This window comes from Campylobacter concisus (assembly GCF_902460715.1).
GTDB classification, from domain to species: domain Bacteria; phylum Campylobacterota; class Campylobacteria; order Campylobacterales; family Campylobacteraceae; genus Campylobacter_A; species Campylobacter_A concisus_AK.
Window position 1 is genome coordinate 342,535 of record NZ_CABPUX010000001.1, and the last position, 19,000, is coordinate 361,534.

Annotated in this window: 16 protein-coding genes, 3 tRNA genes and 3 rRNA genes; 9 read left to right on the top strand and 13 right to left on the bottom strand. The window is 41.2% G+C overall.

The genetic code is table 11. The annotated features are described in order from the left end of the window. Window positions 1-6: 6 nt before the first annotated feature. Genes F3G91_RS01635 through truA form a run of 3 tightly spaced genes read left to right on the top strand, consistent with a single transcriptional unit; the run spans window position 7 to window position 2,547 of the window. Window positions 7-795: a prepilin peptidase gene (locus tag F3G91_RS01635; protein WP_149700980.1), complete on the top strand. Its 789-nt coding sequence runs from the start codon at window positions 7-9 to the stop codon at window positions 793-795. Next, window positions 788-1,816 (top strand): LptF/LptG family permease, encoded by a 1,029-nt coding sequence (locus F3G91_RS01640; protein ID WP_149700496.1) that lies wholly within the window; start codon window positions 788-790, stop codon window positions 1,814-1,816. The genes F3G91_RS01635 and F3G91_RS01640 overlap by 8 nt, the downstream gene beginning before the upstream one ends. Next, window positions 1,816-2,547, top strand: coding sequence for a tRNA pseudouridine(38-40) synthase TruA (gene truA / locus F3G91_RS01645; protein WP_149700497.1), 732 nt, complete (start codon window positions 1,816-1,818; stop codon window positions 2,545-2,547). Before F3G91_RS01640 ends, truA begins: the two co-directional genes overlap by 1 nt. 41 nt (window positions 2,548-2,588) lie before the next feature. On the opposite strand, the gene F3G91_RS01650 is transcribed toward truA, so the two are convergent. Further along, window positions 2,589-2,665: transfer RNA gene (locus tag F3G91_RS01650), tRNA-Arg, on the bottom strand. 109 nt (window positions 2,666-2,774) lie between these two features. Between F3G91_RS01650 and F3G91_RS01655 the strand changes: the two genes are divergently transcribed. After that, on the top strand, window positions 2,775-2,960 hold the full coding sequence (locus tag F3G91_RS01655) for a hypothetical protein (RefSeq protein ID WP_021089322.1): 186 nt from the start codon (window positions 2,775-2,777) through the stop codon (window positions 2,958-2,960). 50 nt (window positions 2,961-3,010) lie between these two features. Continuing rightward, on the top strand, window positions 3,011-3,835 hold the full coding sequence (locus F3G91_RS01660) for an adenylosuccinate lyase (protein WP_149700498.1): 825 nt from the start codon (window positions 3,011-3,013) through the stop codon (window positions 3,833-3,835). Between the two features lie 180 nt (window positions 3,836-4,015). Here the strand turns inward: F3G91_RS01660 and F3G91_RS10565 are convergent, their stop codons facing one another. The 12 genes from F3G91_RS10565 to F3G91_RS01725 form a co-directional block, all read right to left on the bottom strand. Continuing rightward, entirely contained in the window at window positions 4,016-4,138 is a 123-nt protein-coding gene (locus F3G91_RS10565) for a hypothetical protein (RefSeq protein ID WP_262974798.1), read from the bottom strand. An 890-nt stretch (window positions 4,139-5,028) separates the two neighbouring features. Next, window positions 5,029-5,220, bottom strand: coding sequence for a hypothetical protein (locus tag F3G91_RS01675; RefSeq protein WP_149700499.1), 192 nt, complete (start codon window positions 5,218-5,220; stop codon window positions 5,029-5,031). Between the two features lie 306 nt (window positions 5,221-5,526). Beyond that, window positions 5,527-5,645: ribosomal RNA gene (rrf, locus tag F3G91_RS01680) — 5S ribosomal RNA — on the bottom strand. A 133-nt stretch (window positions 5,646-5,778) separates the two neighbouring features. After that, window positions 5,779-8,683 (bottom strand): 23S ribosomal RNA (locus tag F3G91_RS01685). A 432-nt stretch (window positions 8,684-9,115) separates the two neighbouring features. Then, window positions 9,116-9,191, bottom strand: a tRNA-Ala gene (locus F3G91_RS01690). Between the two features lie 12 nt (window positions 9,192-9,203). Then, window positions 9,204-9,280 (bottom strand) — tRNA-Ile (locus F3G91_RS01695). A gap of 94 nt (window positions 9,281-9,374) precedes the next feature. Continuing rightward, window positions 9,375-10,885: ribosomal RNA gene (locus tag F3G91_RS01700) — 16S ribosomal RNA — on the bottom strand. The 16S, 23S and 5S rRNA genes sit together here with 2 tRNA genes alongside, the layout of an rRNA operon. A gap of 259 nt (window positions 10,886-11,144) precedes the next feature. Beyond that, a complete protein-coding gene (locus tag F3G91_RS01705; protein WP_149700500.1) occupies window positions 11,145-12,485 on the bottom strand; it encodes a DUF945 family protein in 1,341 nt (446 codons plus the stop codon). Continuing rightward, a complete protein-coding gene (locus tag F3G91_RS01710) occupies window positions 12,482-13,048 on the bottom strand; it encodes a DedA family protein (protein WP_188116784.1) in 567 nt (188 codons plus the stop codon). Before F3G91_RS01710 ends, F3G91_RS01705 begins: the two co-directional genes overlap by 4 nt. Beyond that, on the bottom strand, window positions 13,048-13,644 hold the full coding sequence (locus F3G91_RS01715) for a lipid-binding SYLF domain-containing protein (protein ID WP_021085236.1): 597 nt from the start codon (window positions 13,642-13,644) through the stop codon (window positions 13,048-13,050). The genes F3G91_RS01710 and F3G91_RS01715 overlap by 1 nt, the downstream gene beginning before the upstream one ends. 9 nt (window positions 13,645-13,653) lie before the next feature. Further along, window positions 13,654-15,207 carry a ribonuclease Y gene (gene rny / locus F3G91_RS01720; RefSeq protein WP_034901872.1) on the bottom strand — a complete coding sequence of 518 codons (1,554 nt, stop codon included), beginning with the start codon at window positions 15,205-15,207 and terminating at the stop codon, window positions 13,654-13,656. Continuing rightward, the gene (locus tag F3G91_RS01725) at window positions 15,128-15,772 is read right to left on the bottom strand and encodes a 5-formyltetrahydrofolate cyclo-ligase (RefSeq protein WP_103650516.1); all 645 of its coding nucleotides are present in this window, start codon (window positions 15,770-15,772) and stop codon (window positions 15,128-15,130) included. Before F3G91_RS01725 ends, rny begins: the two co-directional genes overlap by 80 nt. A 49-nt stretch (window positions 15,773-15,821) precedes the next feature. Here F3G91_RS01725 and F3G91_RS01730 point away from each other — a divergent pair, with 49 nt between their 5' ends. From F3G91_RS01730 to radA, 4 genes are read left to right on the top strand one after another with little or no spacing between them, the layout of a single operon-like run. Beyond that, a complete protein-coding gene (locus tag F3G91_RS01730) occupies window positions 15,822-16,457 on the top strand; it encodes a TlpA family protein disulfide reductase (RefSeq protein ID WP_103650517.1) in 636 nt (211 codons plus the stop codon). Further along, window positions 16,457-17,323 (top strand): signal recognition particle-docking protein FtsY, encoded by an 867-nt coding sequence (gene ftsY, locus F3G91_RS01735; protein ID WP_021085234.1) that lies wholly within the window; start codon window positions 16,457-16,459, stop codon window positions 17,321-17,323. Before F3G91_RS01730 ends, ftsY begins: the two co-directional genes overlap by 1 nt. After that, window positions 17,316-17,678, top strand: a complete 363-nt coding sequence (locus F3G91_RS01740; protein ID WP_107805030.1) for a VanZ family protein — start codon at window positions 17,316-17,318, stop codon at window positions 17,676-17,678. The genes ftsY and F3G91_RS01740 overlap by 8 nt, the downstream gene beginning before the upstream one ends. Beyond that, window positions 17,653-18,993 carry a DNA repair protein RadA gene (gene radA / locus F3G91_RS01745; RefSeq protein WP_103650519.1) on the top strand — a complete coding sequence of 447 codons (1,341 nt, stop codon included), beginning with the start codon at window positions 17,653-17,655 and terminating at the stop codon, window positions 18,991-18,993. Before F3G91_RS01740 ends, radA begins: the two co-directional genes overlap by 26 nt. Window positions 18,994-19,000 lie beyond the last annotated feature (7 nt).

Below are 19,000 nucleotides of genomic sequence, written 5' to 3' on the forward strand. Positions count from 1 at the left end.
GAGATAATGGATATTTTGGTCATCTTTTTTGCCGTTTTTGCTTTTGTTTTTGGCATCTGCGTAGGGTCATTTTCAAATGTGCTGATATATCGCTTGCCACGAAGTGAAAGTATAAATTTCCCAGCCTCACACTGCCCAAAATGCTCCCACAAGCTAAATTTTTATCACAACGTTCCACTTTTGTCATGGCTATTTTTAGGTGGAAAATGCGCATTTTGCAAGCAAAAGATAAGCCTTGTCTATCCGCTGATTGAGCTAGTCTCTGGCCTACTTTTTTTGATCTGCTTTTTTAAAGAGTGCGGCGAAGCTTTAAGCATAGAAACCTTGCTTTATGCGCTATTTTTAGGACTTTGCTTTATCATGCTACTAGCCCTTAGCGTCATAGATATAAGATATAAAGCCGTGCCAGATGCGCTTCTTTTTGCAGCGCTATTTTTTGCATTTGGCTATGCCTTGCTGCTTTTTATCTTTAAAGGAAATTTTGCTCAAATTTTAAATTTGATCCTCTTTGGATTTATATTTTGGGCGCTTAGATTTGTCGTGAGCTTTGCGATGAAGCACGAGGCGATGGGAAGTGCCGATATCTTTATCGCAGCGATCATCGGAGCTGTTTTACCAGCCAAGCTAGCCCTTGTGGCGATCTATCTGGCCGCACTTCTTACGCTTCCAGTCTATGCGCTCGTTCGCAAAAAGGGCTACGAGCTAGCCTTTGTGCCATTTTTAAGCCTGGGGCTGCTTGTCACCTACGCTTTTGACGGGCAAATTTTAGAAATTTTAAGGTTCATTTATGAGTAGAGTAAATAAATATCTTTTGTTTAACTTTTTAGGCACGTTTGCATCGCTATTTAGTACGCTTTTTTTGATCATGTCGATCGTCTTTTTCATCCAGATCGCACGTATCACCTCATACATCGAGATCAGCTTTGGCGAGCTCTTTAAACTCTACTCATTTATGCTCCCACGCGTGCTACTCTTTGTCGTGCCTATCGCGTTTTTCGTCTCACTTGCGATGACACTTTTTAGGCTATCAAAAGAAAATGAAAGTATCGTCATCTTTACACTTGGTGGCTCGCCAAATAAAATAGCAAGATTTTTCCTCGCATTTTCAGCCCTTTTAAGCACTGCCTTGCTGGTAGTTGCCATCGTCATGATACCAATAGCCGCCCAGCTAAATGCAAATTTCATCGACTATAAAAAGACAGTTGCTAAGCTAAATTTAAAGCCAACCCAGTTTGGACAAAAATTCTCCGACTGGATGGTCTATGTGGGCAGCGAAAGTGAAGACAAAAATGGCACGACCTACAAAGATATCGTGATGTTTAACCCCTTTGTCAAAGACTCACAGCGCCTAATAACTGCTAAAAACGCAAAGATCATAAACGTGGGTCAAAGCGTAGAGCTCTCTTTAAACGAGGGCAAAATGTATGACATCAGAGATGAAATTTATCATCAAAGCAACTTCAAATCAATGAAGATAAGAACCGCCCAAAGCGATGAAATAAGCGACGTTGGCAGCATCAAAGAGTACTGGATGGAGGCAGCTAGCAGCGATAAACGTAGAAAAGACCTTAGCACTTACGTCCTAGTAGCTCTCTTCCCGCTTGCTAGCACGCTCTTTGCGATCAGCCTTGGCATCGTCACATATAGATATGAAAAAGGCATGGTCTATGTTGGCACTTTTGGCGTTTTGTTTGGCTATTTTACGCTCATAATGCTCTTTTCATCAAAGCCAGCGCTTGCGATACCACTCATATTTTTCGTATTTTTACTAGCTGGCGTCTTGCTTTATAAAGCTAAGATCACACGAAGATACTGATGAAAATTCAGCTAATCTACAGCTACGATGGCTCTAAATTTCAAGGCTCGCAGACCCAGCCGCATGAAAACGGCGTAGAGGATGAGCTAGAGCGCGCCCTAGCTCATGTTGGCATTTTTGAAAGAGTGATCTCTAGCTCGCGCACCGACAAAAGCGTGCATGCAAATAACCAAAGCTCAAGCGTCGTTTGCGGCGATCACTTTAAAGATTTAAATCGCCTAAAAGATCTTATAAACCGCCACGCACATCCAAGCATTCATATAAAACGCATAAATTTGGTGGATGACAGCTTTCAAGCAAGATTTGACGCAGTCGCAAGGTCTTATAGATATGTGATAGATCACAGCAAATTTGATGTTTTTAGCTCAAACTACAAGGTATTTTTGCCTAAATTTGATATCAAAAAAGCAAATGAAATTTTGCGTAATTTTATCGGCGAGCATGATTTTAGCGCATATATGAAAACTGGAAGCGACACAAAAAGCCCGATGCGAGAAATTTACAAAGCATTTTGCTACACACACAAAGAGCAAACTATCATTGTTTTTAAAGCAAATGGCTTTTTACGCGGTCAAGTGCGCCTCATGGTTGCAAATTTACTAAAGGCGCTAAAGCAAAAAGACGGCAGCGAACTCATTAAATCTTCACTAAATGGGCGTCCTGCTTTAACTCGCATACCAGCACCTGCTGAAGGGCTATATCTAAATAGAGTTTTTTATAAATTTAACTAATCTAAAAAGTGGTCTGAAAATAAAATTTGGGGAGAAAAGGATGGTGCGCCCGAGAGAATTCGAATCTCTGACCTTTTGAACCGCAATCAAATGCTCTATCCAGCTGAGCTACGAGCGCACATGAAAAATTAAGTTGTGATATTAACCAAACTTTCCTTAAAAAGAGATTGTATTCATTTTAAATTTATAACCTTTTTAGTAAAATCCTTTAAGCAAAAGGAGCAAAAATGAACGATTTTTTCGATAGTCTAAAAGAGATCAAAAAAGAGCTTACCAAAGAGCAAGGTGTAGCCAAAAAGCCCCAAAAAGAAGCCGCTTCTCACACAAAAGAGGAGGCTATCTTACACAAAGAACAAAAGCTAAGAGATGAGTTTTTGGCATATACAAAAGATAGCAATATCAGGAAAATTTAACTTTGGAACGCTAGTTGCTTTAAATAGGGATATTTTGAATGGAGAAACCCATGAATATAACCCAAACTTTAGAATCTTTAAGTATTTTAACAGATAGCGACGCTCTTTTTTGCGAGCTTCGCGCACTGATAAGTAAAAATTTCACAAAAACCCTAGCAAACAAAGACAAGATCATCTCTTTTTACGAAGAGAGCGAGATCCCGCAACGAAAATGCTTCTTAAAATTTATAAAAAAACTCTACGAAAAACAGGGCAACGAGCTTGATGTGACCTTTGCAAAATACAAAACCATAAAACTATCTTTAGTACAAAGAAACGCCCTAACAAACATCTACAACATCGACATCGACTTTCTTAACGACGAGATGATATTTACGCTAAATAACACTCCAAGAGCTTTTGCTAGCTACATTTTGCAAAATTTCAAAGGCAATGAATCTAAATTTGACGAGAAAAATCATAAATTTAGCCTAAAAATAAAAAAAGATAGCGACTTTGGCTTGATAGAAGAGATTATTTCAAGACGCGAACATCTAAAATTTATAGTAAATTTTAACTACAATGAAGTCAAATTTAAAGAGTTCAAAAGAAACTACAATGTTCAAAACTCGGCCAAATTTAAAAGTCGCTTTAGCGCTTTGGCAAATTTACTAGAAGAAAATTTTGAAATTTTAGGCTGCTCAAATAGCGATAGCTTCGAAACCGTAAGAGACAGCTACCTAGCCCTTGCTAAAATTTACCACCCAGACAGGCACTCAAGCAAGAGCGAAAGCATCAAAAACGAGTATAACGCTAAATTTAAAAAGATCCAAGCAGCTTATGAAGCACTAAAACCGTTCTTTAAAAACCAAGAGAATTTTATAAAGGTAGGCTAGATAGAGCTAACTAAATTTACATACAGCGAATTTTACACTTATAAATTTAGTTAAATAGTTTTATTATCTTGCTAAAACTCAAAGGCCTATTTTTATGTTTTTCAATATCGCCTGATTTATTAAAGATGATAAGAGAAAATCCGCTTAACCTATCAAGATTTACTCCGCAATGCGGTTTGGTCAGATTAAAAACTCATCGTTTAAATTCTCATCGTCCATATACGCAGGCGTGACTAGCTCAAGTGCTGTTTGCGTTTTAAACATATTATTTATCCACTGCTGAAATTCTACGTTTAAATGCACGATAAAATCACTACCCTCGCTGTTTGGTGGAGTACTAAAATTATCATCCCGGCAAATTTCATCATATCCTACTGCAATCAGTCACAAAAATCAAAACCGTTATGTGCCAAAACACAGGTCATCGTTGAGCCCGAACCAATATGCACAATCTTAGTCTCACCTATATCATTCAGCTATAGCGCGCACATCGAGTCATCCGAGTCACTGCGCGCAAATACACAAATTCGTTGTTTAATCTCCGCGGCAAGCTCGCGATCTTTGCCGTAAAACCAATACCTTAGCGTTTTATCGCGATTTTTCGGCTCATCCGTAAAAAACGATTTCCGTGCCGCCATCACACCTACCATCGCTCCAGCTCTACCGTAACTGATTTTGCGAATATAGATAACCGCGTCTGCGCCCGTTAGCAATTATAAAAGCCCTTTGCTTCGATCCACGCATAAAGCGTCTCAAACTCACTTAGCACGTGCATACCCTGCAGTAGCACCTCACTCAGATGCGTCAGTAATAAATTTCTGCGATTAATACCTTTTTGGTTAAGATTATTGCTCAAATTTTACTGTGATTAGGCTATTTTTGTCTAATGTCTGCAATACTTTAAAATTATATCAATCTCCTCGACACAAAAAATATCAAATATAGCTTTTGCAGATTAAGACACAACACTTCACTCTTACTATAACTGCTTGTAGCAAAAACACCGAAACTTATGATATTGCTAAGGATGAAAATTTCATTTTTACTTAAGCTTCAAGAACTTGGAAAAAAACTAGGTATCGACGTGCTTCGTATTATGCAAAAAACCTGAAGAAAATGGTAAAAAAGTTGTAGCTAAAAGGTTTAGCTTCATCTTTATATTTATAAGTACAAGCAAGCTACTTGCATACCTCTTAAAATGCTAACGTTTTAAGTGAAAATTTGCACCACATTTGAAGTCTTTTTAACACGCTTGATTTGATCTGATCATCAAAGCCAGAAATCTCTAGCTGTGCGTTTTTCTTTGGGGCAGCTAAGCTGTCAGTTAGAGGGGAGTGCTCTATACCTTTAACACTTGAAGCGCCAATTAATTTAAGTATAGGCATCTCTTGATCATAACCCTTTAAGCTAACATTCTCCCAGATACTGAGGCTATTATATCTTCACATCTTGTCCCATGACTTGCAACTTTCCATTAAAAAGACTATTTTCATAGAACCAAACAGATTAAACCAATAAAAATCCACAAAGAATAATAAATAAAAAACTTTTATAAAACAATAGAATAATTTTAAAAAGATAGCTAAACCAATAATATAAAAATAAAAAGTTTTAATGTTTTATACTTAAATAGAAATAAACACTAATAAAAACTAGGATTAAAATATAAGAATTAAAGCAGATAAAAACAAAGCCCGCAACGACCTACTTTTCCAACATCCCAGTAAGGGAGAGTATCATCAGCCAGGACGAGCTTAGCTTCTTGGTTCGAGATGGAGCAAGGCGTTTCCTCGTCTGTATAGTCACGGGCAGTGTTAAATAAAAGATATATTAGCTAAATCTCTTATTTAACACTACTAGATAAAGTTAAAAGTCATAAACAAAGTTTTATAAAAACATATCTTATTAAGTTTTTATCCTTAACAAGGAAGTGATGCTTATTAAAAGATAAGCAGACGAGCTATTAGTACTGGTCAGCTAAAGGACTTTCATCCATTACACACCCAGCCTATCAAACACATAGTCTATATGAGCTCTTAAAAGAAAATTCATCTTGGAGTTGGCTTCCTGCTTAGATGCTTTCAGCAGTTATCACATCCCAACATAGCTACCGAGCGGTGCCCTTGGCAGGACAACTCGTACACCAGTGGTTGGTTCGACCCGGTCCTCTCGTACTAGGGTCAACTCTCCTCAATCTTCTTGCGCCCACGGCAGATAGGGACCGAACTGTCTCACGACGTTCTGAACCCAGCTCGCGTACCGCTTTAAATGGCGAACAGCCATACCCTTGGGACCTGCTCCAGCCCCAGGATGCGATGAGCCGACATCGAGGTGCCAAACCTCCCCGTCGATGTGAGCTCTTGGGGGAGATCAGCCTGTTATCCCCGGGGTACCTTTTATCCTTTGAGCGATGGCCCTTCCACACAGAACCACCGGATCACTAAGACCGACTTTCGTCTCTGCTTGACGTGTATGTCTCGCAGTTAAGCTGGCTTATGCCTTTATACTCTACGAACGATTTCCAACCGTTCTGAGCCAACCTTTGTAAGCCTCCGTTACATTTTGGGAGGCGACCGCCCCAGTCAAACTACCCACCAGACATTGTCCTACTTGAGGATAACTCAAGCTAGTTAGCTATCAGAATAAAAAAGAGCGGTATCTCAACAATGGCTCACCATAAACTGGCGTCTATGGATCAAAGCCTCCCGCCTATCCTGCACATTTTTATCCCAATAGCAGTGTCAAGCTGTAGTAAAGGTCCACGGGGTCTTTCCGTCTTGCCGCGGGTAGGAGGAATTTTCACCTCCACTACAATTTCACTGGATCCCTCTTCGAGACAGCTCCCATCTCGTTACGCCATTCATGCAGGTCGATATTTAATCGACAAGGAATTTCGCTACCTTAGGACCGTTATAGTTACGGCCGCCGTTTACTCGGGCTTCGATCAAACGCTTCGCAGAGCTAACGTCATCAATTAACCTTCGAGCACCGGGCAGGCGTCACACCCTATACATCCTCTTACGAGTTAGCAGAGTGCTGTGTTTTTGGTAAACAGTCGGGAGGGACTCTTTGTTGTAACCTTCAATGCTTATGGAGTAAATCCTTCACAAAGTTAGGCACACCTTATACCGAAGATACGGTGCTATTTTGCAGAGTTCCTTGAAGAGAGTTCTTCCACGCGCCTTAGAATACTCATCCCACCCACCTGTGTCGGTTTACGGTACGGGCAACCATAACTAAACTTAGAAACTTTTCTTGGCTCGACAGTATCAAGGATTTACGATTCATTCCGAAGAACTTCACGCACCTGTAAGGCCTCGGCTTAAAGGAGCTCGGATTTGCCTGAACTCCAACCTGCACCTTTCGACCAGCACTACCATCCGCTGGCTCCTCTAACTCTAAGCGTCCTTCCATCGCACATTATAGTTGGCATTGGAATATTAACCAATTTTCCATCGCATACCCCTTTCGGACTTTGCTTAGGACCCGGCTAACCCTACGATGACGAGCATCGCGTAGGAAACCTTGGGTTTACGGCGTTGGGGATTCTCACCCCAATTATCGCTACTCATGCCTGCATGCTCACTTGTATTCGCTCCAGCACTCCTTACCGGTATACCTTCAACGCAAATACAACGCTCTCCTACCACTTAGTAAAACTAAGTCTAAAGCTTCGGTACTCATTTTAGCCCCGTTATATTTTCCGCGCAGAATCACTAGACCAGTGAGCTATTACGCTTTCTTTAAAGGATGGCTGCTTCTAAGCCAACCTCCTGGTTGTTTAAGTAACTCCACATCGTTTTCCACTTAAATGAGATTTAGGGACCTTAGCTGTTAGTCTGGGTTGTTCCCCTCTCGACGACGGATTTTATCACTCGCCGCCTGACTGCCATGATTACACACTAGGTATTCGGAGTTTGATAGGGTTTGGTACATTGGTGTATGCCCTAGCCCATTCAGTGCTCTACCCCCTAGTGTTACTACATGACGCTATACCTAAATATATTTCGGAGAGAACCAGCTATCACGATGTTTGATTGGCCTTTCACCCCTATCCACAAGTCATCCCATAGCTTTTCAACGCTAGCGGGTTCGGTCCTCCACCGGCTCTTACACCGGTTTCAACCTGCTCATGGATAGATCACATCGTTTCGGGTCTGCAACGTCTGACTAAACGCCCTATTAAGACTCGCTTTCGCTACGGCTCCGGGTTTCCTTAACCTTGCCAGACATCACAACTCGCAGGCTCATTATGCAAAAGGCAGTCCATCACCCTGATAAATCATAGGGCTCTGAATGATTGTAAGCAAATGGTTTCAGGTTCTATTTCACTCTGATCACCTCAGTTCTTTTCACCTTTCCCTCACGGTACTTGTGCACTATCGGTCTAGTAGTAGTATTTAGGGTTGGATAGTGGTCTACCCAGCTTCAGACAGAATATCACGTGTTCCGCCCTACTCAGGATACTGCTAAGTAAAACAAAGCTTTCATATACGGGGGTATCACCCTCTGTGCCTAACCTTTCCAGGTCGTTCTATTAGCTAAGTTTAGTCTATATTGCAGTCCTACAACCCCACTAGTAAACTAGTGGTTTGCCCTCTTACGCGTTCGCTCGCCGCTACTAGCGTAATCTCTTTTGATTTCTTTTCCTGAGGGTACTAAGATGTTTCAATTCCCCTCGTTCGCTCCGTTATACGGTAACTAATATCTCTATTAGTTGGGTTGCCCCATTCAGAAATTCCCGGATCAAAGCCCCTTGACGGCTCCCCGAGACTTATCGCAGCCTGGCACGTCTTTCATCGCCTCTACTAGCCAAGGCATCCACCACTTGCTCTTTGTAGCTTACCTTTTCTATATTAGATTATTCTAATTCGCATCACTTCCTTGTTAAAGATAACTTTAGTTACTACATTTAAATTCTAACTCACAAGACGGAAAGCATTGACTACTATTTAGATAAGTTTTAAATCCTAAATAGATTGTGATGTCAAACTTTTGCATTAAATGCAAAGAGAATAGAAATTTAAATCTTTAACAAGTCCTGTAAAATTGTTTTTAAAACTTGCTTGTGACTATTAACAATATTAATTAAAAGAACATTTAGACTTCGCAGACTAGCAAGCTAGCCTTTACGACCAAAGAGTTACACCCTTTGGAAACCCCTAAAGCACAAAGTTGCTTTAGGCAACTTCGTAATCAATAAAGATTAAGACGCTTAAAAGTCTAAAGTAAATGTTTCTAAAAACACTTAATATAGACTTTTAGTGTTAAACTATTTCATGGTGGAGAATAGCGGGATCGAACCGCTGACCTCCTGCGTGCAAAGCAGGCGCTCTCCCAGCTGAGCTAATTCCCCAATTAAATTCTCTGGTGGGCCTAACAAGACTTGAACTTGTGACCTCACCCTTATCAGGGGTGCACTCTAACCAGCTGAGCTATAGGCCCCTATAGGTCTATCAATCTTTCAAAACTAAACAAGGATGATTGAGAATATCTTTCTTATAGATATCTTGTGAGAGAATATCTATATGTACTCTAGAAAGGAGGTGATCCAACCGCAGGTTCTCCTACGGTTACCTTGTTACGACTTCACCCCAGTCGCTGATTCCACTGTGGACGGTAACTAATTTAGTATTCCGGCTTCGAGTGAAATCAACTCCCATGGTGTGACGGGCGGTGAGTACAAGACCCGGGAACGTATTCACCGTAGCATGGCTGATCTACGATTACTAGCGATTCCGGCTTCATGGAGTCGAGTTGCAGACTCCAATCCGAACTGGGACATATTTTATAGATTTGCTCCATCTCGCGATATTGCTTCTCATTGTATATGCCATTGTAGCACGTGTGTCGCCCCGGACATAAGGGCCATGATGACTTGACGTCGTCCACACCTTCCTCCTCCTTACGAAGGCAGTCTCATTAGAGTGCTCAGCCGAACTGTTAGCAACTAATGACGTGGGTTGCGCTCGTTGCGGGACTTAACCCAACATCTCACGACACGAGCTGACGACAGCCGTGCAGCACCTGTCTTAACATTTCTGCAAGCAGACACTCTTCTATCTCTAGATGATTTGTTAGATATCAAGTCCGGGTAAGGTTCTTCGCGTATCTTCGAATTAAACCACATGCTCCACCGCTTGTGCGGGTCCCCGTCTATTCCTTTGAGTTTTAATCTTGCGACCGTACTCCCCAGGCGGTATACTTAATCCGTTAGGTGCATTACTGCCAAGACTAGCTTAGCAACAACTAGTATACATCGTTTAGGGCGTGGACTACCAGGGTATCTAATCCTGTTTGCTCCCCACGCTTTCACGCATTAGCGTCAGTTGAGTTCCAGCAGATCGCCTTCGCAATGGGTATTCCTGGTGATCTCTACGGATTTTACCCCTACACCACCAATTCCATCTGCCTCTCCCTCACTCTAGATTATCAGTTTCCCAAGCAGTTCTATGGTTAAGCCATAGGATTTCACAAGAGACTTGATAATCCGCCTACGCGTCCTTTACGCCCAGTGATTCCGAGTAACGCTTGCACCCTCCGTATTACCGCGGCTGCTGGCACGGAGTTAGCCGGTGCTTATTCGTTAGGTACCGTCATTGTTCTTCCCTAACAAAAGGAGTTTACGCTCCGAAAAGTGTCATCCTCCACGCGGCGTTGCTGCTTCAGGGTTTCCCCCATTGAGCAATATTCCCTACTGCTGCCTCCCGTAGGAGTCTGGACCGTGTCTCAGTTCCAGTGTGACTGATCATCCTCTCAGACCAGTTATGCGTCATAGCCTTGGTGAGCCATTACCTCACCAACTAGCTGATACAATATAGCCTCATCCTACACCGAAAAACTTTCCCTATCTAACTTATGTAAGACAGGAGTATAGAGTATTAGCAGTCGTTTCCAACTGTTGTCCTCTAGTGTAGGGCAGATTAGCTATACATTACTCACCCGTGCGCCACTAACTCATAAGAGCAAGCTCTTACTCGTCCGTTCGACTTGCATGTATTAGGCACGCCGCCAGCGTTCACTCTGAGCCAGGATCAAACTCTCCATATTAATTACCTATCTTCTAATAGATAGGATTTTTATTATGAAGTTTTTAATCAAAAAAACTTTTAGTTTTATATATTAGTTTGTCTAATCTATTATTTAATCATAATAGACTGGCTCAATCGATCACTTGTTTAGATTTCAAAGATTGACTAATAGTTTAACAATTGTAAGTTAAAAGAACTTTCTGCTCTGCGTTCTGCAAAACAGAAAGTGAAGTATATAGAAGTGATGCTTAAAAGTAGATAAAAATCAGGCTAATTTTTTAAAAGCCCATAAATAAATTTTGAAGTCCGACCTTTTCGTTAAAAATGATATCTTTTTTATTTGGATCGTACTTAAATTTACTTACTACTTTTTTGCCATCTTCTTTTAAATATCCAGCAGATATAAGTGTTGGCTCGATAAGAGTCATCTCAGGGAAGAGCGTATCAAAAAATTTAGCCAAAGTCTCATCCACACTTAGCTCACCATTAAGTGATAGCTTATCAAAGATCGCAAGCTGACTTTCTCCGCCTTTAAAGCCATTGATAGCAGCATCTAGTTTTAAATTTATCACATTATCGCCATTTTTAAAGCTTAATGTATCCACTTTCACACTTGGATTTTTCTCTAAAATTTGACCCATTACTTCGTCCAAATTTAACCCAGCAAAGATGCTCTCATTTGTATCAACATTTACATTACTTAGTCTATCAAGTATATTATTTATAGTTGGCACGTTGATATTTGCTATCTTGCTATCTAGGATAAAGTCTGTAAATTTCACTTTATTGACAGCAACTACACCTATCTTCACCACGTCATTTGAGCTACCAAGATCATTTGAAACTTCAAATTTCGAGCTATACTCAAGATCATCTAAAGCAACATTACCATCTTTTTCATCTAATAATGCTAGTTTTTTAATCTTAGCCTTTGCTACGTAAGGAGCTAGTTTGCTCTCAAATATCTTTGAAATTTCAACTGGCACAGTGTAGCTTGTATCTATATCGACGCCTTCAAGATTAACTTCTGCTTTATTTTCTTCATTAAGGTCTTTTAATGAAACTTTCTCAAGACCCAAGTTTGCGCTATTTACATTATCTTTTGCGTCTAGTTTCAAGCCAAATTTCACATCCTTTGTATGAACATTCATAGTTTGCTTGTCACTAAAGTCGATATCGCTAAATTTAACTTTTACATCTTTATCGCCACTCACGCTAGCCTTTGTTTTAGCCGTTGCGACGACGTTTGATCCAAGAAATGAAGCTACGATATTTTTTATCGCTTCATTTTGTATAGCAATTTTTGAGTCGATATCAAAGCCATTCACAAATGCAAGCACTGAGTGAGAAATTTCATTTTCTACCTTAAAATTTAGATCCTCATCTACATCTTTGCCGACTAAATTTTTCAAAAGATCCTTTGAGACTATAAGATCAAACGATCCTTTTGAGCCAAAAAAGCCTTTTTGATAGCTGTTTTCTGAAACCTTAAAGCCATTTACATCATTTAGTCTATCAACTATCCTTTGATAGTTCTCCTCGACCTTGTTTGAGGCAAAATAAACAGCGCCTGCGACGATCACGATAACTACGATTAGAGCAGATATCACCTTTTTCATGCTTTTCTCCTTTTTGTAATGTGTTGTAAAAATAACCAGATGCATAATAATAAGCCAACCATGGTAAGTGGCATGATATAGCCATGCTCGCCAAGATAATTGCTCACACTCATAAAATAATCCCCTGCTTTATAGCTAGCAAGACCGACGATCACTGCCCAAAGCACTGAAGAGATCAAATTTATAACGCTAAATTTATAAAAAGAGTATTTTGTAAGTCCAAGTGCGATAGGCACCAAAGTTTTGACGCCGTAGATAAATTTCTTGATAAATACTATCTTATCGCCATGCTTTTTTGCCAAAATTCCAGCGTAAGCAAGCTTTCTTTTGTGATTTTTTACGTAAGGCATAAGCGAGCTTTTATTAAACCTTGCGACGTAAAAGATCAAAGTATCGCCGATCGTATTTGCCACGGCAGCGACGATTATACTAAGAGTGATGTCCATCTTACCAGCAAAGCTTAATATCCCAGCGGCGATAAGCGCGACCATGCCACCACCAAGGCTGTAAAAAAATAACACGATGTAGCCGTAAGTTGAAATTGAGTTTATAATATCTTGCATCATTGCCCCAAAAGTTTAGAAGCAGAAGATATTAGCTGCTCGTATGCGTAGCCACTTTGTTTTAAAATTTCATCCTTTGCGCTTATCACTGCTCCGCCAAAGCTTGCTCCTGCGAAAAATCCATCATTTGCAGCATACGCGTAGATGTCGCTTGAAAATTTAAAATCGCTTACTTTATTATAATTGCGTCCGATATCGCCAAATGCCACTGAAAGCTTCGTATCAAGCGTGATCTTGGCGTCTTTTATGTCGTAGATAATACTATCTTTAAATATAAATAGCACAAGCGAGCTATCTTCATAGCCAAGCTGTATGCCGATACTGCCGCCACTTATACTAACTGGCAAAATTTCACTTGGCGAGTTGATATTGCCAACAACCATGATGCCATCTCCGCCCATGCCACCGACCACAAAACCGACTTTTTTTACACTTGGAAAGATGATCGTCGCTTTTGACTGCTCGATGAGCTCTTTTATAGGAGCGTTTCTAGCGCCTCTCATCGTCGTTATAAACGAATTTGCCGAGTCTAGCACAAGCTCCTCGCTAGCAAAGCCAAGCGAGAAAAACATTATTAATGATAAAAGAAATTTCATATCTTGCCGTTATTTCGCAAAATCAACAGCGCGAGTCTCTCTGATGACACTTACTTTTATCTCACCAGGATACTGCACCTTGCTCTCGATCTCTTGAGCTATCTCTTTTGCCACAAGCACTGCCTCATCGTCATTTATAAGTTTAGCATTTGCTATGACGCGGATCTCACGGCCAGCATTGATCGCATAAGCTTGTTTGATGCCCTCTTTGCTTTTTGCGATGTTTTCGATCTCTTCGACACGTTTGAGGAAGCTCTCAAGCACCTCACGTCTTGCTCCTGGACGAGCTGCGCTTAGTGCGTCAGCTGCACAAACAGCAGCACTTTCTATACTTGTAGCCTCTTCGTGTCCGTGGTGAGCATAGATCGCATTGATGACGACTGGATGCTCTTTATAGCGTTTGCAAATTTCAGCTCCAAGATCTACGTGGCTACCCTCGTACTCGTGAGTTAGCGCTTTGCCGATGTCATGAAGTATGCCAGCTCTTTTTGCTAGCTTCTCATCTCCGCCACACTCAGCTGCGATGATGCCAGCAAGGTGAGCCACTTCGAGGCTGTGAGCAAGGGCATTTTGACCGTAGCTTGCTCTAAATTTAAGCTTGCCTATTAGTTTTACTATCTCTGGATGAATTTTATTTAGACCAAGATCCATGACGATGTTCTCGCCCTCTTCTTGTATGCTTTGCTCAAATTCTTCAGTTACTTTTTTGTGAAGATCCTCTATCCTCGCTGGCTGAATTCTGCCATCCTCCACCAAAAGCTCGATCACTCTTGTTGCGATCGCACGTCTGTAAAGATTAAAGCTGCTTAAGATGATAGCATGTGGGGTATCATCGATGATGATATCAACGCCAAGCACCATTTCAAGGGTTTTGATATTACGTCCCTCTTTGCCGATGATCCTACCTTTTAGCTCATCATTTTTGATATTTACGACATTTATCAGACGCTCAGCCGCAAATTCTCCAGCAAATCTTGACGTAGCCTGCGCCAAGATGTAATTAACTCTCTTTTTAGCCTCTCTTTTTGCCTCTTCTTCGTATTTTCTAACGATGTGAGCGATGTCTGCACGTGACTTCTCTTCGACCTTTTTAAGCACGACCTCTTTTGCCTCTTCTTCCGTTAAGCCAGCAGCGTGCTCAAGCACTCTTATCGCCTCTTCTACTTTGTTTTGATAAGTTGCTTTTAAATTTAAACCCTCTTCGTAAGTGACCTTCGCATCTTGCTTATCTTTTTCAAAAAGCTCTTTGCTCTCATTTAAAAGTTCTTGCTCATTCAGCAAAATTTTCTCTTTTTTGGTCAGCTCATCAAATTTACTTGCATACTCTTTTTGAAGCTTTGTCGTCTTGTCATCGTATCTTTTTTTAGCCTCAAATTCAGCCTCTTGGACTGAAATTTTAGAGTTTTTAAGTGTTAGCTCAGCTTCATACTCGATAGCTTTTGCCTTTGCTTTTGCCTGCTCTAAAAATATATTGTAGTTTGCATCATTTATCTTTTTGGCGTAGAGATACCCTGCTCCAACGCCCACCACACCGGCTCCTAAGCCTATTAAAACCTCTATCATTTATTCCTCTTTTTATATAATTTTTGCTTGGGGTTATATAAAAGTCTGCTACCGCATCGTGCGCCTGCGAGAGCACATCTTTGGTGTAGAAGTCTTTTACCTCTAAGAAAACTATCAGTTTTGGCCTAATGGGCAAAGTGTCAAAAAATCTATCGTAAAATCCTTTTCCGTGCCCTATCCTTGCCATAGCTCCATCAACCCCAATAGCTGGAACTACCGCCATATCGAGTTTAACATTATTCATTTTTTTGCCAGATGGCTGTCTGACATTAAATTTATAAGTTAGAAATGGCAGTCGCAATCTTACCATCTCTAAGCTAAGACCTACCATAAAAGGGGCAAAAATTTCACATTTATGTGATAAATTTCGTCTTATTTTAAGCACATCGACTTCGTAGTTAAGTGGCAGGTAAAAGAGCACCTTTTTAGAATTTGTGTAATTTATCAAATTTAAAAGCGTTTTTACCGCCTTATAATGCGTGCATTTTGCTCTAAATTTAGTGAGCTTTATCAAATTTGCTCTTGCATTTTTTCTAAATTCGTTTTTTTCTAAATTAACACTCATTTTATGCTCTTTCTTGTATAATCCTGAAACATTTTTCAAAAGGAAATTTATGACACTAAAACATGCAATTATAACATCACTTTGTCTTTTTGCATTTTTCGGATGCGGCGACGACAAAAGCCAAAAGAGCGAGCAAAACAGTAGCGAGCCAGCTGTGCAAAGTAAAATTTTAGAAGAAAATGCCAGCAAAGATGAAAATTTAAGCAAAGATACGCTCACACCAAAGATAAGCGAGAGCACACAAAGCGACGAAGTAAAAGATATAAGCCTAAAACTACTTAACGGCACAACTATGCAGATCACAAAAAGAAGCAACGGCTTTGACGTAAAAGATGGCAAAAAAGCGACACTTTACGTATTTTTCGCTACTTGGTGCCCACCTTGCAAGGCTGAGATCCCATCTTTAAACAACCTAAGTGAGAAATTTAAAAACGAGCTAAACATCGTTGCTGTCTTGCTTGAAGACAAGAGCGAGGACGAGGTTAAAGAATTTGCTCAAAAATATAAGATCAAATACGACATCGCAGTTGGCGAGGGAAATTTCTTATTTGAAAAGGCGATGGGCGGCATCAAAGGACTCCCAGCATCTGCACTTTTTAAAGCAAATGGCGACTACGCTCAAGGCTACATCGGTCTTGTGCCTGAAGAGATGCTCGAAACTGACATAAATAGGGCCATAAAATAATGCTTGAGTTTTTAAAAAGAGGCTTTGAAAAGACCTTTGGAGCGATAAGCTCGGCTAAAAAGTCAAAAAAGATCGACAAAGAGAGCTTGGAGGAAATTTTACTAGAAGCTGACGTGGCTTACGAGATCGTAGAGGAGATTTTATACTACTTGCCGCCACAAGATGAAGTGAGCAGAGCTGATCTAAGACGCGTTATGAGTAGCTATTTTATCTACGAAAAGGAGCGTGTGATCGAGCCTGACAAGCCATTTGTCGATCTCATCCTTGGCGTAAATGGCGCTGGCAAGACGACAACCATCGCAAAGCTAGCAAATTTATATAAAAATAACGGCAAAAGCGTCATTTTAGGCGCTTGTGATACATTTAGAGCTGGAGCGATCGAGCAGCTACGCCAATGGTCGATCAGACTAAATGTACCAATAGTCGCCACCCAGCAAGGGCATGATCCTTCAGCTGTTGCCTACGATACGATCAGCTCGGCCCTTGCAAAAGGCATCGACCGCGTCATCTTAGACACGGCTGGCAGGCTTCAAAACCAGACAAATTTAGCAAACGAGCTTGATAAGATCGTTCGTATCAGCAAAAAGGCCTACGAAAAGGCGCCTCACCGCAAGATCCTCATCCTTGATGGCACGCAGGGCAACGCTGGCGTCGCGCAGGCAAAGGCATTTAACGAGATCGTCTCGCTTGATGGCGTCATCATCACAAAGCTTGACGGCACTGCAAAGGGCGGAGCGCTATTTGGCGTGGCAAGGGAGCTTGAGTTACCTATATTTTATATAGGCGTTGGCGAGAGCATGGACGATATCATCAAATTTAATCCAGACGAGTTTTTAGACGAGCTGATGGACGCCATTTTTGAGTAGGGTAAAATTTCTTAGTAAAATTTGCTTTTTTGCTGCTCTTTTGGCGATTGATATTCTTGCATTTACTCCAAAAAGTCCCGCGATCATCGAAAATTCGTGGGACAAAGCAAACCACTTCTTAGCCTTTTTCGTCCTTTATATACTGCTCTACCTTGGCTATGAGTTTAAAATTTTAAAAAATTTAGCCCTACTTTTAGCCTTTGGCGTGCAAATAGAGCTCGTTCAGGCATTTTTACCAAACAGGAGCTTTAGCCTGCTTGACATCGTAGCTGACATGATCGGAGCGGCCTTTGGAGTGATAGTAGTTGAAAGTTTAAAAAGGATATATTATGGCAAAAGCAAAGCCAGTTTTTGAGTGTCAAGCCTGCGGTAATCAACAGGCAAAGTGGCTGGGCAAATGCCCACAATGTGGGGCTTGGGATAGCTTTGTCGAGCTTAGCCAGCAAGAGATAAAGATAAGTAAAGAGATAGCAAAAAGCAGTGGCACACCCAGTAAAGCCATAAGCATAGACGAAGTTGAAATTCAAAATTTCACGAGATTTAGCACCAAAGATAGCGAGCTAGACCTTGTTCTTGGTGGTGGCGTGGTCGAGGGCTCGCTTGTGCTTATAGGCGGCAGTCCGGGAATTGGCAAATCAACCTTGCTTCTAAAAATCGGCTCAAATTTAGCAAAAGACGGCAAAAAAACGCTCTATGTAAGCGGCGAAGAGAGCCAAAGCCAGATAAAAATGAGAGCTGATAGGCTAAATGCGGTGGATAAAAATTTATACCTGCTAACTGAAATTTGCCTAGAAGATATCCTGCTAGAAGTGCAAAAGAGCGACTATAAGGTACTAGTCATTGACTCCATTCAAACGCTTTATAGCCAAAACATAACCTCTGCTCCAGGCTCGATCACGCAGGTTCGCGAGATCACGTTTGAGCTGATGAGGCTTGCAAAGAGCCAAAATATCTGTGTTTTCATCATCGGGCACATAACCAAAGAGGGCTCGATCGCAGGGCCTAGAGTGCTTGAACATATGGTCGATGTGGTGCTTTATTTCGAGGGTGACGCGAGCAGAGAGCTGAGAATTTTGCGTGGGTTTAAAAACCGCTTTGGCTCGACGAGCGAGGTTGGCATATTTGAGATGAGCCAGCACGGACTGGTGAGCGCAAATGAGGTCTCAAACAAATTTTTCACGCGTGGCGGGGCGATGAGTGGCAGCGCGATCACCATCATAATGGAGGGCTCAAGGGCGCTTAGTATCGAAATTCAGGCGCTTGTTTGCGAAAGTGCCTATCCAAAACGAAGCTCGACTGGCTTTGAGAGAAACCGCCTAGATATGCTGCTAGCCCTACTTGAGCGAAAGCTTGAAATTCCACTTGGGCACTACGACGTCTTTATAAACGTTTCAGGTGGCGTTAAGATAAGTGAGACTGCGGCCGATCTAGCCGTCATCGCAGCGATAATCAGCAGCTTCAAAAACCGCCCTATCAGCAAGGATAGCGTCTTCATCGGCGAGCTAAGCCTAAACGGTGAGATAAGAGAAATTTTTAACCTCGATCAGCGCTTAAAAGAGGCAAAAACGCAGAAATTTAAAAATGCGATCATCCCAAACAAACCGCTTGACACTCAAGGTCTAAAGTGCTTTTACGCCAAAGATATCACGCAAGTGCTTGAGTGGATGTAGAGATAGT

Excerpts from the sequence above, each read along its gene's own strand:
- radA (WP_103650519.1), top strand. The coding sequence starts at position 17,653 with ATGGCAAAAGCAAAGCCAGTTTTTGAGTGTCAAGCCTGCGGTAATCAA.
- F3G91_RS01725 (WP_103650516.1), bottom strand. The coding sequence starts at position 15,772 with ATGAGTGTTAATTTAGAAAAAAACGAATTTAGAAAAAATGCAAGAGCA.
- F3G91_RS01710 (WP_188116784.1), bottom strand. The coding sequence starts at position 13,048 with ATGCAAGATATTATAAACTCAATTTCAACTTACGGCTACATCGTGTTA.
- truA (WP_149700497.1), top strand. The coding sequence starts at position 1,816 with ATGAAAATTCAGCTAATCTACAGCTACGATGGCTCTAAATTTCAAGGC.
- rny (WP_034901872.1), bottom strand. The coding sequence starts at position 15,207 with ATGATAGAGGTTTTAATAGGCTTAGGAGCCGGTGTGGTGGGCGTTGGA.
- F3G91_RS01640 (WP_149700496.1), top strand. The coding sequence starts at position 788 with ATGAGTAGAGTAAATAAATATCTTTTGTTTAACTTTTTAGGCACGTTT.
- F3G91_RS01715 (WP_021085236.1), bottom strand. The coding sequence starts at position 13,644 with ATGAAATTTCTTTTATCATTAATAATGTTTTTCTCGCTTGGCTTTGCT.
- F3G91_RS01655 (WP_021089322.1), top strand. The coding sequence starts at position 2,775 with ATGAACGATTTTTTCGATAGTCTAAAAGAGATCAAAAAAGAGCTTACC.
- F3G91_RS01705 (WP_149700500.1), bottom strand. The coding sequence starts at position 12,485 with ATGAAAAAGGTGATATCTGCTCTAATCGTAGTTATCGTGATCGTCGCA.
- F3G91_RS01730 (WP_103650517.1), top strand. The coding sequence starts at position 15,822 with ATGACACTAAAACATGCAATTATAACATCACTTTGTCTTTTTGCATTT.
- F3G91_RS01675 (WP_149700499.1), bottom strand. The coding sequence starts at position 5,220 with ATGCCTATACTTAAATTAATTGGCGCTTCAAGTGTTAAAGGTATAGAG.
- F3G91_RS01660 (WP_149700498.1), top strand. The coding sequence starts at position 3,011 with ATGAATATAACCCAAACTTTAGAATCTTTAAGTATTTTAACAGATAGC.
- F3G91_RS01635 (WP_149700980.1), top strand. The coding sequence starts at position 7 with ATGGATATTTTGGTCATCTTTTTTGCCGTTTTTGCTTTTGTTTTTGGC.
- ftsY (WP_021085234.1), top strand. The coding sequence starts at position 16,457 with ATGCTTGAGTTTTTAAAAAGAGGCTTTGAAAAGACCTTTGGAGCGATA.